13 protein-coding genes are annotated in these 15,148 nt (G+C 67.2%); 6 read left to right on the forward strand and 7 right to left on the reverse strand.

What is annotated here, in order from left to right:
* Positions 1–5: 5 nt before the first annotated feature.
* The 4 genes from L5G28_RS15530 to L5G28_RS15545 form a co-directional block, all read right to left on the reverse strand.
* Positions 6–2,234: an MMPL family transporter gene (locus L5G28_RS15530; protein ID WP_237002318.1), complete on the reverse strand. Its 2,229-nt coding sequence runs from the start codon at positions 2,232–2,234 to the stop codon at positions 6–8.
* 87 nt (positions 2,235–2,321) lie between these two features.
* Positions 2,322–3,749, reverse strand: a complete 1,428-nt coding sequence (locus tag L5G28_RS15535; RefSeq protein ID WP_237002319.1) for a YibE/F family protein — start codon at positions 3,747–3,749, stop codon at positions 2,322–2,324.
* 32 nt (positions 3,750–3,781) lie between these two features.
* Entirely contained in the window at positions 3,782–4,939 is a 1,158-nt protein-coding gene (locus L5G28_RS15540) for an acyl-CoA dehydrogenase family protein (RefSeq protein ID WP_237002320.1), read from the reverse strand.
* 83 nt (positions 4,940–5,022) lie between these two features.
* A complete protein-coding gene (locus tag L5G28_RS15545) occupies positions 5,023–5,604 on the reverse strand; it encodes a TetR/AcrR family transcriptional regulator (RefSeq protein WP_236999678.1) in 582 nt (193 codons plus the stop codon).
* Between the two features lie 79 nt (positions 5,605–5,683).
* On the opposite strand from L5G28_RS15545, the gene L5G28_RS15550 reads away from it, so the two are divergent.
* Positions 5,684–6,460 (forward strand): SDR family oxidoreductase, encoded by a 777-nt coding sequence (locus L5G28_RS15550; RefSeq protein WP_237002321.1) that lies wholly within the window; start codon positions 5,684–5,686, stop codon positions 6,458–6,460.
* Positions 6,461–6,518: 58 nt separating this feature from the next.
* On the opposite strand, the gene L5G28_RS15555 is transcribed toward L5G28_RS15550, so the two are convergent.
* The 3 genes from L5G28_RS15555 to L5G28_RS15565 form a co-directional block, all read right to left on the reverse strand.
* Entirely contained in the window at positions 6,519–7,352 is an 834-nt protein-coding gene (locus tag L5G28_RS15555) for a PDDEXK family nuclease (RefSeq protein ID WP_237002322.1), read from the reverse strand.
* A gap of 105 nt (positions 7,353–7,457) precedes the next feature.
* Positions 7,458–8,075, reverse strand: coding sequence for a phosphoribosylanthranilate isomerase (locus tag L5G28_RS15560; RefSeq protein ID WP_237002323.1), 618 nt, complete (start codon positions 8,073–8,075; stop codon positions 7,458–7,460).
* Between the two features lie 23 nt (positions 8,076–8,098).
* The gene (locus L5G28_RS15565; protein ID WP_237002324.1) at positions 8,099–10,126 is read right to left on the reverse strand and encodes a PTS sugar transporter subunit IIABC; all 2,028 of its coding nucleotides are present in this window, start codon (positions 10,124–10,126) and stop codon (positions 8,099–8,101) included.
* Between the two features lie 164 nt (positions 10,127–10,290).
* Between L5G28_RS15565 and L5G28_RS15570 the strand changes: the two genes are divergently transcribed.
* From L5G28_RS15570 to L5G28_RS15590, 5 genes are read left to right on the forward strand one after another with little or no spacing between them, the layout of a single operon-like run.
* The gene (locus L5G28_RS15570) at positions 10,291–11,310 is read left to right on the forward strand and encodes an iron-siderophore ABC transporter substrate-binding protein (protein WP_237002325.1); all 1,020 of its coding nucleotides are present in this window, start codon (positions 10,291–10,293) and stop codon (positions 11,308–11,310) included.
* A complete protein-coding gene (locus L5G28_RS15575; RefSeq protein ID WP_237002326.1) occupies positions 11,307–12,296 on the forward strand; it encodes a FecCD family ABC transporter permease in 990 nt (329 codons plus the stop codon). Before L5G28_RS15570 ends, L5G28_RS15575 begins: the two co-directional genes overlap by 4 nt.
* Positions 12,293–13,351: a FecCD family ABC transporter permease gene (locus tag L5G28_RS15580; protein WP_237002327.1), complete on the forward strand. Its 1,059-nt coding sequence runs from the start codon at positions 12,293–12,295 to the stop codon at positions 13,349–13,351. The genes L5G28_RS15575 and L5G28_RS15580 overlap by 4 nt, the downstream gene beginning before the upstream one ends.
* The gene (locus L5G28_RS15585) at positions 13,348–14,148 is read left to right on the forward strand and encodes an ABC transporter ATP-binding protein (protein ID WP_236999686.1); all 801 of its coding nucleotides are present in this window, start codon (positions 13,348–13,350) and stop codon (positions 14,146–14,148) included. The genes L5G28_RS15580 and L5G28_RS15585 overlap by 4 nt, the downstream gene beginning before the upstream one ends.
* Positions 14,138–15,121: a siderophore-interacting protein gene (locus tag L5G28_RS15590; RefSeq protein WP_237002328.1), complete on the forward strand. Its 984-nt coding sequence runs from the start codon at positions 14,138–14,140 to the stop codon at positions 15,119–15,121. The genes L5G28_RS15585 and L5G28_RS15590 overlap by 11 nt, the downstream gene beginning before the upstream one ends.
* The last annotated feature ends 27 nt before the right edge of the window (positions 15,122–15,148 follow it).

Here is a 15,148-nt window from a genome sequence, read left to right on the forward strand (position 1 = left end):
TGTGACTACTTCGCCTCGACCAGGTCCTCGTTCTCGGTGAGCAGCCCTGCGTCGCGGACCTTGCTGCCCTCGATGTCGAAGTCGACGACCACCTTGTCCAGCCACTTCGGCAGGCCCCATGCGCGGTCGCCGAGAAGGGCGAGCAGCGCGGGAACGACGATCATGCGGATGATGAACGCGTCGAAGAACACTGCGACGGCCAACGCGAAGCCCATCATCTTGGCCGTGGTGTCCGGCGCCAGCATGAACGCCGCGAACACGCTGATCATGATGACGGCGGCCGAACTGACGACGCGGGCACCGTGACGGTAGCCGGCGATGATCGCATCCTTGGCGCTCATTCCGTGCATGAACTCCTCGCGCATTCGGGTCACCAGGAACACCTGGTAGTCCATCGCGAGACCGAACACCACGCCCACCAGGAAGATCGGCAGGAACGACAGGAGCGGCTTGGTGTGGTCGATCAGGCCCAGCGCGCCGTCGGTGAAGATCCACGAGGTGATGCCGAATGTAGCGAGCACCGAGAACACGAAGCCGAGCGTGCCGATCAGCGGCACCCAGAGCGACCGGAACACACCGATCATGATCAGGAACGCCAGACCGACCACCACTGCGATGTACGGGATCAGCGCGGAGTCGAGCTTGGCCGACAGGTCGGACATGATGGCTGTCTGACCACCGACGTGGAGTTCGCCGCCGGCGGCTTCGGCGGCCGGGGCCAGATCGCGGATCTCCTCAACCAAGGTGTGCGTCTCATCCGACGACGGCGAACTGATCGGCGTCACCACGATGATGGCGCTGTCGGCGCCGACGTTCGGATTCTTCGGGTCGGCGGTGCCGTTGCCCATCCAGGAGAGGGTGGCAGGCGCGACGACGCCGTCGAGCTTCGTGATGCTGTCGATCGTCTCGGTGGCGACCGTGTCGATCGTGCCGTCGTCGGTGTGCAAGACGACGTACAGCTCGCCGCCGATGCCTTCGCCGAATCCCTGAGCGATCAGCTCCTGGCCCGCAACCTGGTCGTCGGAGACGGTGTCCATGCCGAGCTTCATGCCGCTGGCCGGGATCGCCGCAGCAATCAGGATCGCCAGGCCACCCGCGATGAACGGGAGCGGACGCTTGGTCACCGACCTGCCGAACTTGGTGCCGAGCGTTTCGGTGTCCGGCCCGGGCGCGGCGTGCTTGATCCACGGGATGCGCGGGGTGAACGCGTACTTGCCGAACGCGCCGAGGAGCGCCGGGATCAGGGTGAGCCCGCCGAGGACTGCGACGATGACTGCGACCGCAGCGCCCATGCCCATCTGGGTGATCAGCGGGATGCCGATGACCGTGAGGGCGGCGACCGCGATGACGACGGTCAGACCGGCGAACACGACCGCGGTGCCCGCTGTTCCGACGGCTCTGGCGGCCGCGTCCGCGGGATCACCGCCCCGGGCGCGTTCGGTGCGATAGCGCGAGACGATGAACAGCGCGTAGTCGATGGAGACGGCGATGCCGAGCATCATGACGATCGCGGTCGCCGTCTGGTTGATGGACATGAACTCTGCCGACAAAGTCAGTAGGCCGATCGTCAGAATGACGCCGACGATACCGGTGACCAACGGAATGAAGGCCGCGATGAGTGCGCCGAACGCGATGATCATGATGACGAATGCGATCGCGAAACCGATGAGCTCGGCGGTTCCGCCCTGTTCCATCGCCGACATCACGCCGCCGGTCGCCTCCACCTGGAGGCCGCCGGTGCGGTGTTCGGCGAGGACGTCGAGGACGGCGTCCTTGTCGTCGACGGTCACATCCATCAGGTCGATACCCTGGTGAAGGGCGATCAGGCCGACACGGCCGTCATCACCGAGGACAGCCGCGGCCTTGTCGGGCATCGCCTGCGCGACGGTGACCGGGTTCGCGATGGTGTCGGCACCGGTGACCTCGGGCAGCTTCTTCAGGTCGGCGACGAGCGAGTCGATCTCGCTGGCGTGTTTGGCCAGGCCGTCGTCGGCTGCGATCACGATGTTCGTCGACGCTTCGGTCTGCTGCTGGTTGACAGCGGGGAAGTACTCCTCCATCTGCTCCATCGCGGTACCGCCGTCGGTGCCCGGCATCTCGAAGTCCTGGGCGAACTTGGGTTGAAGTGCGCTGATCAGCGAGAAGACCACAGCGAGGGCTGCGATCCACACGCCGAGCACCCACCATTTGTGGCGGAATGAGAACCGTCCTACACGAAACAGAAAGGATGACATGAGAACTATTGTTACTCACTAACAGTTTTTCGCGCCACCGGAAATCAAGTGGCGGTCATCTCCCGTCCGGCGGCACCGTGCCGACCGTCACGCTGGAGTCTTGCCGCCCGGGACGACGAGCGCGGCGGCGACCGCCGTCGTCAACGGCACCGACAGCGCCAACGCGATGCCGCCGACGAACGCGCGCGCCAGTTCGATCGCGACCTCCTCGGACGTGAGGAGCGACGAGGCCGGTTGCGCGGCGACCGAGAACAACAACAGCAAGGGGAGAGCGCTGCCCGCGTACGCGAACACCAGCGTGTAGACAGTGCTCGCGATGTGGTCGCGGCCGACCCGCATCGCGGCGCGGAACGCCCCGAGGCGCGTCTGACCGGGCATCGCCGCGAGTTCGAACGTCGCCGACGCCTGCGTGATCGTCACGTCGTTCAACACGCCGAGCGTGCCGATCACGAAACCCGCCAACAGCAGGCCGTTCAACGAGAGCGTCCCCTGATACAACTGCAGACTCTTCGTCGAATCCGCGGACAGGCCGGTCAACTCGAGACTGCTGATCGCCACGCTGCTGAGGAGCCCCGCGACGACGAGTGACGCGAGGGTGCCGACCAGAGCGGCGCTCGTGCGGAGAGTGACCCCGTGCGCGAGATAGAGGACCACGAACAGGATCGCGGCCGCCGACACGATCGCGACCACGACGACGTCGTGCCCGTCCAATATCGACGGCAACGTGAAGAAGCCGAGAATCGCGAACGCCACCGCGAGGCCGATGATCGCGCGGAGACCGCGCCAGGTGGCGACGACGACCACGGCCAGCACGAACGCGACCGCCCAGAAGATCAGCGGCGTCCCGCGCGTGTAGTCGTAGAACGCGTACGTCAGCGTGTCGTCGTCGGCGTCGATGCTGTGCGACGGCATCGCACTGACCCGGATCTCGTCGTCCACCGACAGGCTCGGCTGCCCGGGCTGCGGATCATTCGGGGCTCCGGCGTCGATGGACTGCGAATCCGGTCCCGACCCCGACTGTGCGGCGTTCGTCGGGATCGACAGCGCCGTGTACTGGCCGCTGTTCGGCCCCGAATCGAGGTGCAGGACCGCCGCGATGCACGGGCCGCCGGTCGTCGGGATCATCGGATACTCGGCCGTCGGCTTGCCCGAGTCGACGACCGAACAGTCGGCGCGCGTCTGCGAGACGACCGTCGCATCGTAGATCTGCAGTGGCCCGCCGTCCGACGACTGGAACTGCAGGGGGATGGGGTGGTCGTCGTCGGACGGCCAGGTCATGATCGCGCCGACCGTCACGAACAGCGCGGCGATCGCGAGCACCACGATCACCGCGGGCTTGGCGTACCGGGTGAGGACCCCGGGGATGTCGCCCCCGTGATCGTGACTGTGATTCGGAGCGGGAGTGGAGCTGGGACTAGGACTGGGGTCGGGCTGGGGCGTGGGCGCTTGACGGCGCGGCCGGGGCTTCGTCGCCGGTTCGGGGGTGGGTTCCGGGTCGGGAAGGCGGTGGCTCACGCCGTCAAGCGTCGCATGTCAGTGACCCTGGGTCACAGTCCCATGTTCTTCGCGATGATCGAACGCATCACTTCGCTGGTCCCGCCGTAGATGCGGTTCACGCGGTTGTCGGCGTACAGGCGCGCGATCGGGTACTCGTTCATGTAGCCGTAGCCGCCGTGCAACTGGAGGCAGCGGTCGATGACGTCCGACGCGGCCTCCGTGCAGAACAGCTTCGCCGACGCTGCGTCGGCCGCCGTCAGCTCACCCTTGTCGTAGGCCTCGAGGGCGCGGTCGACGACGGCCTCCATCGCATCGACCTGCGCCTTGCAGGCGGCCAGCTCGAACTTGGAGTTCTGGAACGACGCCACCGGCTTGCCGAACACCTGGCGTTCCTGCGTGTACTCCTTGGCGAAGCGGATCGCCGCCGCGCCCTGTGCGTACGCGCCGACGGCGATCGACAGGCGCTCACGCGGCAGGTGCTGGCCCAGGTAGTAGAAGCCCTGGTTCTCTTCGCCGAGAAGGTCCTCGACCGGGACGAGGACGTCGGTGAACGAGAGTTCCGCGGTGTCCGAGACGCGCAGACCGATCTTGTCGAGCTTGCGGCCGACCTCGTAGCCCTTCGACGTGGTGTCGACGACGAGCAGACTGATCCCGAAACGGCGATCGGTCTCGCTGGGGGCCGAGGTCCGGGCGCAGACGATGACGCGGTCGGCGTTGACGCCGCCGGTGATGAACGTCTTCGAACCGTTGAGGACGTAGTGGGTGCCGTCCTCGGTGAGCTTGGCGGTGGTCCGCATGCCCGCCAGGTCCGAACCGGTGCCCGGCTCGGTCATCGCGATCGCGAACATCGCCTCACCGGTCGCCATCGCGGGCAGCCAGCGCTGTTTCTGCTCGTCGTTGGCCTGCGCCAGCAGGTACGGCAGGCACAGGGGGATGTGCACCGACGAACCGCCGAGGCTGACGCCTGCGCGCGCCATCTCCTCGGTCATCACGGCCTCGTACTTGTAGGAGTCGACGCCTGCGCCGCCGAACTCCTCTGGGACCTCGATGCCGAACACACCGAGCTCGCCGACCTTCTTGTAGAACTCGCGCGGCACGATGCCTGCCTCGAGCCACTGGCCGTAGACGGGGACGATCTCGGATTCGATGAAGGCCCGGATGGTCTCGCGGAACGCTTCGTGGTCTTCGGTGTAGATGTCGCGGCGCACAGCGCCTCCTTCTCTGTGGGTCGGGTACACGGTCTGTGGATCGGGTACTGGGCCGCCGTGTGGCAGCCCGGAAGAGTGAACGGTCAGCGGGCGCCGACCATGGCCGACGTGAGTTCGGCGTAGTAGTCGCCGACCGATTCCGGGCTCCACGTCCGCCCGTCGCGGAACCACCGCGACACGTCGATGCCCAGCGACGAGATGGCCGTCGTCGTCATCGCGACGTCGCTGACCGTGAACTCGCCGGACTCGACGCCGTCCTCGATGACGCGGGTGAACGTACGGTCGATGCGGACGCGGATCGCGACGATCTCGGCGAGATGCTCGGGTTCGAGCTTGGTCATCTCGTAGTTGACGACGCGCGAACTCGCGTGGTGTTGCGCGTGGTAGATGACGAATTCGCGGACGATGTTGCGCAGGCGCGTGGTGGCGTCGGGCGCGGAGTCGTCTGCGGTCTGGACGATGCCGAGGATCTGCTCGTGGCCCGCCTTGGTGATCTCGTACAGCAGGGCCTCTTTGGAGGCGTAGTGCACGTAGACCGCGGCCGGACTCATGCCTGCGGCCGCGGCGATGTGGCGGGTGCTCGTGCCGTGGAAACCGTGTTCGGCGAAGGAGGCCATCGCGCCGTCTTGGAGTCGAGCGCGAGTGAGTTCGGATTTCGATACCACGGCCTCCTCCTCTCTGGCACACTGTCGATGAAACTAAGCGACCGCTTATTTTGTAGACTACACGACTCGAGGAGACCTCATGACTTCGGATTCCACCGCTCGACGCGTCGTCGTCACCGGAGCCGCCGCGGGTATCGGGCGCGCCATCGCTGCCAAACTCGCGGCCGAAGGCGCGAAGGTCATGGTCAACGACCTCGACGCCGACGCCGTCCACGCGCTCGCCCACGAGATCGGCGCGATCGCCGCACCGGGCGACGCCGCGTCGCCCGAAGGCGCCGACGGTCTCGTCGCGACCGCCAACGAGTGGCTCGGCGGTGTCGACGTCTGGTTCGGCAACGCGGGCATCGACCGAGGGCGCGGGCTCGCGGCGTCCGACGACGACTGGACCGACTCGTGGGAAGTCAACGTGATGGCGCATGTGCGTGCGGCCCGCGCGCTCGTCCCGCAGTGGGTGGCGCAGGGCGGCGGTCGCTACGTCGTCACCGCGTCCGCCGCGGGCATGCTCACCATGCTCGGCGCCCCCGCGTACTCGACGACCAAACACGGCGCGATCGGTTTCGCCGAATGGTTGTCGGCCACGTACCGCCACCAAGGTGTCGTGGTGCAGGCGATCTGCCCGCAAGGCGTCCGCACCCGCATCTACGAGGAGTCGGGCGACCTCAAAGAGGTCCTGTCGCACGACGCCGTGCTCGAACCGTCCGACATCGCCGACGCCGCCTGGAATGCGCTGCAGACCGACGAGTTCTACATCCTGCCGCACCCGCAGGTCCGCGACTACTACCTCGCGCGCGCGACGTCGCCCGACCGCTGGCTCGGCGGCATGAACCGGATTCAGCAGAGCCTCGACGGACGATGAGCGGGCACAACTCTCACGTATATGGACACTCGGAGCCGAAATCGGCTGTTTCGGCCGCCTACGTGAGAGTTGTGCCCAGCGGCGGTACGTCGACGCGTCGCATGTGTTCACCGCGGCGGACCAATTCGACGATGAGCGGGCCGACTGAACTCCACTGGTAGACGACTTGCGTGTACGTCAGGCGCACCGGGTGATATCCGAGCGCGTGCGCCTGTAGGTCGCGGAGGCGGTCGCTCTCGTAGGCGTCGGTGCTGAGATGGAATGCGGCGCCGTCGACTTCGATGATCAACGAGGTCCCGATGAGGAAGTCCACACGGCCGACCAAGGGGATCACCACCTGTGGCCGGGCTCGGATGTGTTCGGCCTGCAGGCGTAGGCGCACCATCGTCTCGATGCCCGACTCTGCGCGGCCATCGACCCGATTCAGGACCCGACGTAGTCGGCGCGGCCCGTTCGCGAACTCCGCGGCCAGGTCCGAACCGGTCATCAGGCCGAGGTTGAGGACGGAGTCGCACACCACGACGAAGTCCTCGGGCGACAGGCACCGGGATGCGTGGCGGAGTGCTGTGAGCAGGTCGTCGACCGCGGAGAGTTCGGGCGGCTGGCGTCCCGACTGCCGGCACCAGTCGGGGTGCTCTCGGCTTGCGCCGTCGTTCCCCCGGATGTGGAGTTTGTCGGCGGGCGGCACCCACACTCCGTGCATCCGCAGCGCGGACGCACACGAGAGGACGCCGCCCGCGCGGACCGCATGGACCGTCTCATTGCGCGCGGACGCGAGTGCGTACCAGCCGCGTCTGAGACGGACGAGTGTGCCGTCCGCAATAGCGTGCCGCAACTCGATTCGCGGCGCACGCTCCGTCAACTGTCCCCACCGATAGACCCCCGTGTCCATGTCGGAATTGTCGTCTAGGTGGAGGCTGTCTGGCACGGTTTCCGAATACCGGCACAACTCTCACGTATATGGACATTGGAGGCCGAATTCCACGGTGTCGGCCGCCTACGTGAGACTTGTGCCAGCGGCCTTGGCGTTGACGACGAAAGCGCGCACGGCCGTGTGGTCTTTCACGCCCGGCGCCGACTCCACGCCGCTGGAGACGTCGACGCCCCACGGGCTCGCCTGCGCGACCGCGTCGGCGACGTTGCCCGCGGTGAGACCGCCCGCGAGGAGCCAGCGACCGGTGACGCCGCGGTCGGTGAGAACCGACAGGTCCCACCGTTCGCCCGAGCCGGGCCGCGGCGCGTCGAGCAGCAGACTCTCCTCGCCGTAGGCTCCGACCTGCAGCGGGGGGTCGTTCGCGAGTGACGTCGCACGCCACAGCCGCGGAAGTACGGCGGCCGCGGCGGCGAAGTCGTCGGCCGCGTAGCGTCCGTGCAGCTGCAGCACCGAGAAGCCCAGGTCGGCGGCGATGTGCGCGGCGTCGACGGCGAGCATGTCGTTGACGACGAGGACGGTGTCGACGCGGCCACCTGTCCGCTCGATGATCGTCCGCGCGGTCTCGGCGTCGACGGCACGTGCACTGGTCCGGTTCATCACGACGCCGATCGCGTCGGCTCCCGCGTCGACGGCGACGTCGACCGTCGCCGGATCGGTGAGCCCGCAGACCTTCACATACATGCGGCCAACGGTACCGGCCCCGGTCAGGTCAGTTCGACGACGGCGGACTTGTTGTTCATCACCACCACCGGGGTCACCGTGGAGTACCCGGCTGCCTCGATCTTGCCGAGGTCGACGTTCAGAATCGGCTGGCCGCGGGAGACCGTGTCACCTGCGGCGACGAGCGGCTCGAATCCGTCGCCCTTCATCTTGACGGTGTCGAGTCCGACGTGGATGAGGACTTCGGTGCCGTCCTCCAGACGCAGCCCGATCGCATGGCCGGTGGGGAACACGGTGACCACGGTCGCATCGGCCGGTGCCGTCACTTCGCCCGATGTGGGGACCACCGCTGCGCCCGGGCCCATCATGCCCGACGAGAATGTCGCGTCCGGCACCTCCGACAGGGCGATCGCATAGCCGGGGATCGGTCGGTGCAGGACGACGGTCTCGGCCGTCTTCTCCAGCACCGCGACCGATGCCGACGACTCGTCGGCATCGGGCACGACGTCGGGGACATCATCTGCGGCCGGTGCTTCGATGTCGCCGGCCAGGACCTTCTCCATCGCGTCCTTCACGAACTGCACGTTGAGGCCGTAAATCACTTGGACCGATCTGCCGCCGGGCTTGATCGTTCCCGCGGCGCCTGCGCGTTTGAGGGCGGGCTCGTCGACGATCGACGGATCGTTGATCTCCATGCGCAGGCGGGTCGCGCAATTGTCGAGTTCGGCGATGTTGCTCTTGCCGCCGAGCGCGTCGATGAACTTGACGGCGGTGCCCACGAAACCCGCCGACCCCGAGTCGTCGCCGTCGACGTCGTCCGGGTCGTCGTCTTCGCGCCCGGGGGTCTTGAGTCGGAACTTCAGGATGACCCACCGGAAGACGAAGAAGTAGATGACGAACCACACCGCACCCATTACGAGGATGATCCACGGGTTCTCGGCCAGCGGGTTGGTCCAATTGAGCATCAGGTCGACGAAGCCGCCGGAGAATCCGAAGCCCATGCGGACCGGGAGTAGGGAGCTGATCGCCATCGAGATGCCCATGAACACCGCGTGGATCAGATACAGCGGCGGCGCGAGGAACATGAACGCGAACTCGAGCGGCTCGGTGACGCCGACGAAGAACGACGACACCGCGCCGGACAGCAGGATGCCGTAGGCGATCTTCTTGCGCTTGGTCTTCGCCGTCACGTACATCGCCAGCGCCGCACCGGGCAGGCCGAACATCATGACGGGGAAGAAGCCCGTCATGTATTGGCCGGTGACACCGAACTCGCCGTCGCCCGCGAGGAAGTTGTTGAGGTCGTTGATGCCGGCGACGTCGAACCAGAACACCGAGTTGAGGGCGTGGTGCAGCCCGAACGGGATGAGGAGCCGGTTGAAGAAGCCGTAGAGTCCGGTGCCGACGGCCCCGAGGTCGACGATGTGTTCGCCGAACCAGACGAGGCCGCTGTAGATCAGCGGCCACAGGAACAGCAGGACCAGTCCGACGATGAGCGAGACGCCCGCGGTGACGATGGCGACGGATCGTCGGCCGGAGAAGAACGAGAGGGCGTCGGGCAGCTTGACCGACTTGAAACGGTTGTAGCAGGCGGCACCGATGATGCCGCACAGGATGCCGATGAACGCGTTCTGGAACGAGCCGGGGGCGAACGCCGCGTTGATGTCCGGCGACGCGAGCATCCACTGCCCGTGCTCTTGGACGATCTTCTCGCCTTCGGCGAGGGTCGCCCCATCCTCGAGCGGTGTGCTCGTGTAGTCGCGGGAGAGCAGCGTCATCACTGATGACGGGGCGAGGAGACTCGTGATGACCAGCCACGACACGAGCCCGGCGAGCGCGGACGTGCCGTCGGACTTACGGGCCATGCCGATCGAGACACCGACCGCGAACAGCAGTGCCATGTTGTCGAGGATCGCCAGGCCCGCGGTCTGCAGGAATGATGTGACGACGTTGGTCTGGTCGTCGTTGATGCCGATGATCCAGTTGGCGATACCGACGAGGATCGCGGCGACCGGCAGCACCGCGACCGGCAGCATGATCGACTTGCCGAGATTCTGCAGGAACTTCATCATGCGGGCGCCCCATCGTCGAAAGGAACTGTGCGTGGTTTCACAGGGACGATACAAGGACGGCCGGGGGTTTCGAGGGCGATCGTGAGGGCCCGGCCTTCTAGTGCTAGATTAAGGGAGCCTACCCATAGTTTGGGTCGTCTCCCAACCCCCGAAAGGCACCCGGCGTGCGAACCTCCCGATTCCTCTCCCTCGCGTGCGCGGCCGTTCTGGCCGTGACAGTCAGCGCGTGCTCGAACTCAGACGACGACGTGTCAGGCGGTGGCACCGGGGGCGAAGGCTTCCCGGTGACCATCGAACACGCACTCGGCACCACGACCATCGAAGAGGCTCCCGAGCGAGTCGCCACCGTCGGATGGGCGAACAACGAGGTGCCGCTGGCGCTCGGCATCGTGCCGGTCGGCATGGCGAAGGCCACCTGGGGCGACGACAACGGCGACGGCATCCTGCCCTGGGCCGACGCCAAGCTGAAGGAACTCGGCGGTGAGACGCCGGTGCTGTTCGACGAGACCGACGGCATCGACTTCGAAGCGGTCAGCGACTCCGCACCGGACGTGATCCTCGCCGCGTACTCGGGTCTCACCCAGGAGCAGTACGACAAGCTCGAGAAGATCGCGCCGGTCGTCGCCTACCCGAAGACCCCGTGGGGCACCACGTGGCAGGAGATGATCCAGTACGACTCGAAGGCCCTCGGCCGGGAATCCGACGGAGACGAACTCGTCACCGAACTCACCAGCCAGGTGAACGCGGCGGTCGATCAGCACCCCGAGTTGAAGAACACCAAGACGATGTTCGCGTACCTCGATCCGACGGACACGAGCAAGCTCATGTACTACAACCTGCATGACCCGCGCGCGACGTTCCTGCGTGACGCCGGGATGCCGGTGCCGTCGGCGGTCGAGCGGAACACCGCCGACACCGAACAGTTCTACACCGAGGTCAGCGCCGAGAAGGCCGACCAGTTCAACGACGTCGGGCTGATCATCACCTACGGTGACGAGAACACGGTGAAACGTCTGCAGGCCGACCCGCTGCTCGGCAAGATCCCCGCAGTCAAGGCCGGTCACGTCGCGATCCTGCAGGACGGCACGCCGCTCGCCGCGTCGTCGAACCCGTCGCCGCTGTCGATCCCGTGGGGCATCGACAAGTACATGGACGTCCTCGGCGGCGCCATCGCGGTTCCTTGACCCGTAGGGTCGGCTGGCTTTTCGCGAGCGTCGTCGTCCTCGTCGCGCTCGCCGCCGTGTCGATCGCGTTCGGCGCCCGAGACGTCGCATTCGGTGACATCACCGACGCACTGTTCGGCGATGCGGACTCATTCTCGGCGGCAGCCGTCGAGAAGCGGATGCCGCGGACCGTCCTCGCGATGATCGTCGGTGCGGCGCTCGCCCTGTCGGGCGCGGGCATGCAGGCCGTGACCCGCAACCCCATCGCCGACCCCGGCATTCTCGGAGTGTCGGGCGGCGCGTCGTTGGCCGTGGTGTGCGGCATCGTCTTCTTCGGCATGTCCGACCCGTACTCGTACATCGTGGTCGCCATCGCGGGCGCGGCGGCGGCAGCGGTGTTCGTGTACGCGATCGGGTCGATGGGGCGCGGCGGTGCGACGCCGCTCAAACTCGCGCTGTCGGGCGCGGCGACGGCTGCGGCATTCACCTGCCTGATCAGCGCGGTGCTACTGCCGCGTGTCGACGTGATGACCCGCTTCCAACACTGGCAGGTCGGTGGCGTCGGGGGCGCCGACTGGCATCGGATCGCAGTCCTCTCACCGGTCCTCGGGGTCGGCGCGCTGATCGCGTTCGCGTGCGCGCGCGGGATGAACTCGCTCGCGCTCGGCGACGACGTAGCGACCGGGCTCGGTGAGAACGTCGGACGCACCAGGATCCTGACCGGGGTGGCCGCCGTCGTGCTGGCAGGCGCGGCGACCGCCATTGCGGGCCCGATCGCGTTCGTCGGTCTGCTCGTCCCGCACGCGTGCCGCGCGCTGATCGGCACCGACCACCGCTGGTTGCTCCCGTTCTCCGCGCTCGTGGGCGCGTCGCTGCTCGTGGCGTCCGACGTCGTCGGTCGACTCGTGGTGCGACCTGAAGAGGTCGACGTCGGCGTCGTCACGGCGATCATCGGTGCGCCGCTGTTCATCTGGATCGTCCGTCGGCAGAAGGTACGTGAACTGTGACCACCCCGCCTACTGAACGAACCAGGTCGACCGTCGACGTCGTGAAGGCCGGACGGCATGCCCGCTCCCGGCGTCGCGCGGTGATCTTGGCGGTGCTCGTCGTGCTGGTCGTGGCCGTGTTCTTCGTGTCGTTGATGGTGGGGCAGCGCTTCTATCCGCTCGACGACGTGTTCGGTGTGATCGTCGGCGAGACGGTGCCGGGCGCGTCGTTCACCGTCGGTGAGCTCCGACTTCCGCGCGTGTGCCTGGCGGTGCTATCGGGCTTCGCCTTCGGTTTCGCAGGCGTCACCTTTCAGACGCTGCTGCGCAACCCGTTGGCGTCGCCGGACATCATCGGGATCTCGTGGGGTGCGTCGGCGGCCGCAGTGGTGGCGATCGTCGTCTTCGGTCTGACCGGGACGTCGGTCTCCGTGCTGGCGCTCGTCGGTGCTCTCGTCGCGGCGGCCGCCGTGTACGGGCTGTCGGGCAACGGCGGCTTCTCGGCCACTCGACTGATCCTGATCGGCATCGGCATCGCGGCGATGCTCAGCAGCGTCGTCTCGTATGTCCTTGCGCGGGCGGCCGACTGGGACATCGCGAACGCTCTGCGGTGGATTACCGGATCGCTTGCGGAACCCGACTGGGGCAAAGTGGTGCCGTTGGCGGTCGTGGCGGTGATCGTCGTCCCGATCATGCTGGCGTGCTCGCGCGACATGAACATGCTGCGCCTCGGCGACGACGCCGCCGCGGGCATGGGCGTGCGGGTCGAAGCGACCCGGCTGCTCGTCCTGTTCGGAGCGGTGATCCTGCTGGCATTCGCGACGGCGGGTGCCGGCCCGATCTCGTTCGTCGCATTCATGTCCGGGCCCATCGCGATGCGTCTGTTCACGCGCGCCGGCGGGTCGATGCTGCTGCCCGCCGGGCTCGTCGGTGCGCTCCTGGTCATGTCCGCCGACCTCGTCGCGCAGTTCGCGTTGCCGCACCGCTACCCGGTCGGCGTCGTGACCGGTGTGCTCGGCGCCCCGTTCTTGATCTATCTGCTCATTCGCGTCAACCGGTCGGGAGGAACCCTGTGACCGTCCACCATCAGCTGTCCGCTGAGAAGGTCCGTCTCGCCTACGGCGACCGGGTGATCGTGGAGGGCCTCGATCTGGAGGTGGCTCCGGGACAGATCACGTCGATCGTCGGCGCCAACGGCTGCGGCAAGTCGACGTTGCTGCGAGCCCTCGCCCGACTGCTGTCGCCGTCGTCCGGTCAGGTGGTGCTCGACGGACACGACATCTCGGCGCGACGTTCCCGCGAGGTGGCCCGGATGCTCGGGCTGCTGCCGCAGAGTCCGGTCGCACCGGAAGGCATCACGGTGTCCGACCTCGTCGGACGTGGCCGCCACCCGCACCAGAAGGTTCTCGCCCCGTGGAACTCCCACGACTACGAGGCCGTCGCAGACGCGCTCGACGCGACCGGGACCGCAGACCTGGCGGACCGGCCGGTCGACGAATTGTCCGGCGGACAGCGTCAACGCGTGTGGATCGCGATGGCGCTCGCGCAGGAGACGGACATTCTGCTGCTCGACGAGCCGACGACCTTCCTCGACCTGGCCCACCAGGTGGAGGTCCTCGACCTGCTCACCGACTTGCGGGAGCGGCGCGGCACCACCATCGTGATGGTGTTGCACGACCTCAATCTCGCCGCCCGCTACGCCGACCGGCTGGTCGCGATGCGGTCGGGAAGCATCCACGCGACCGGGACGCCCGACGAGGTGATGACCGTCGAACTCGTCGACGAGGTGTTCGGTCTCAAAAGTCAGATTCTGCAAGATCCAGTGTCGGGGAAACCCGCTGTCATGCCGATAGGGAGGCACCATGTCCGTTGACAGTAAGACCGATGACAATAAGACCGACGACAGTGACACCGTTGTCGAGGAGGGCGCCTACGTGATCGGCCGGGCGAGAGTGAGTCTCGTCGAACCGGTGTCGCCGAACTTCGTCCGGATCACGTTCGTCGGCGGCGACGTCGACCGGCTCGGCAATCCGGGGCAGACGTTCGACCAGCGGATCAAGGTGATCTTCCCGCCGTCCTCGGGTGTGCTGCCCGAACTGGCCGGCGGCGACGACTGGTATCGGCGGTGGCTGGAGATCCCGGAGGATCGACGCGGCGCGATCCGCACCTACTCGGTCCGCGACCTGCGGGTCGCCGACGACGGCACCACCGAGCTGGTTGTCGACTTCGTCCTGCACATGGCACCGGGCGCGACGGGACCGGCGTCGTCGTGGGCGTCGCGGGCCTCGGCAGACGACGAAGTGATGCTGGTGGCGCCGCGCCGCGGTCGGCGTGACGGCGGCGGGCTGGAATATCAGCCGGGCGATTCGGGGTCGGTGCTGTTGGCCGGCGACGAGACCGCGGCGCCTGCGATCGCGCGGATCCTGGAGGATGCGCCCGCCGACCTGCGCGGCACCGCGTTCATCGAGGTCCCCACCGGCGCCGACGTGCTGCCGTGCGCCGCACCCGCCGGGGTGAGCGTGCACTGGTTGGCGCGCGACGGCGCCGACCACGGGGCGCGACTGCGTCCCGCAGTCCTCGACCACCTCGGGGCCGCCGACTCGGCGGACGACGCCGACGTCGACGAGAACCCGGACGATCCGATGGTGTGGGAGACTCCCGTCTTCTCCAATCTCGGTGAGGACGTCGGCCCCGAACCGGCGCCGGGCGAGCGCTACTACTGGATCGCGGGAGAGAGCAAAGTCGTCACCGGCTTGCGTCGTCACCTGGTGAAAGAGCTCGGCATCGCCCGCTCTCAGGTCGCGTTCATGGGTTACTGGCGCCACGGCGTCGCCATGAAGGGCTGAGTCCCAGGGAACACGGACCACTCACGA

Source organism: Gordonia liuliyuniae (assembly GCF_021739025.1).
Taxonomy (GTDB): Bacteria; Actinomycetota; Actinomycetes; order Mycobacteriales; family Mycobacteriaceae; genus Gordonia; species Gordonia liuliyuniae.

Excerpts from the sequence above, each read along its gene's own strand:
- L5G28_RS15530 (WP_237002318.1), bottom strand. The coding sequence starts at position 2,234 with ATGTCATCCTTTCTGTTTCGTGTAGGACGGTTCTCATTCCGCCACAAA.
- L5G28_RS15550 (WP_237002321.1), top strand. The coding sequence starts at position 5,684 with ATGACTTCGGATTCCACCGCTCGACGCGTCGTCGTCACCGGAGCCGCC.
- L5G28_RS15555 (WP_237002322.1), bottom strand. The coding sequence starts at position 7,352 with ATGGACACGGGGGTCTATCGGTGGGGACAGTTGACGGAGCGTGCGCCG.
- L5G28_RS15560 (WP_237002323.1), bottom strand. The coding sequence starts at position 8,075 with ATGTATGTGAAGGTCTGCGGGCTCACCGATCCGGCGACGGTCGACGTC.
- L5G28_RS15565 (WP_237002324.1), bottom strand. The coding sequence starts at position 10,126 with ATGATGAAGTTCCTGCAGAATCTCGGCAAGTCGATCATGCTGCCGGTC.
- L5G28_RS15590 (WP_237002328.1), top strand. The coding sequence starts at position 14,138 with ATGTCCGTTGACAGTAAGACCGATGACAATAAGACCGACGACAGTGAC.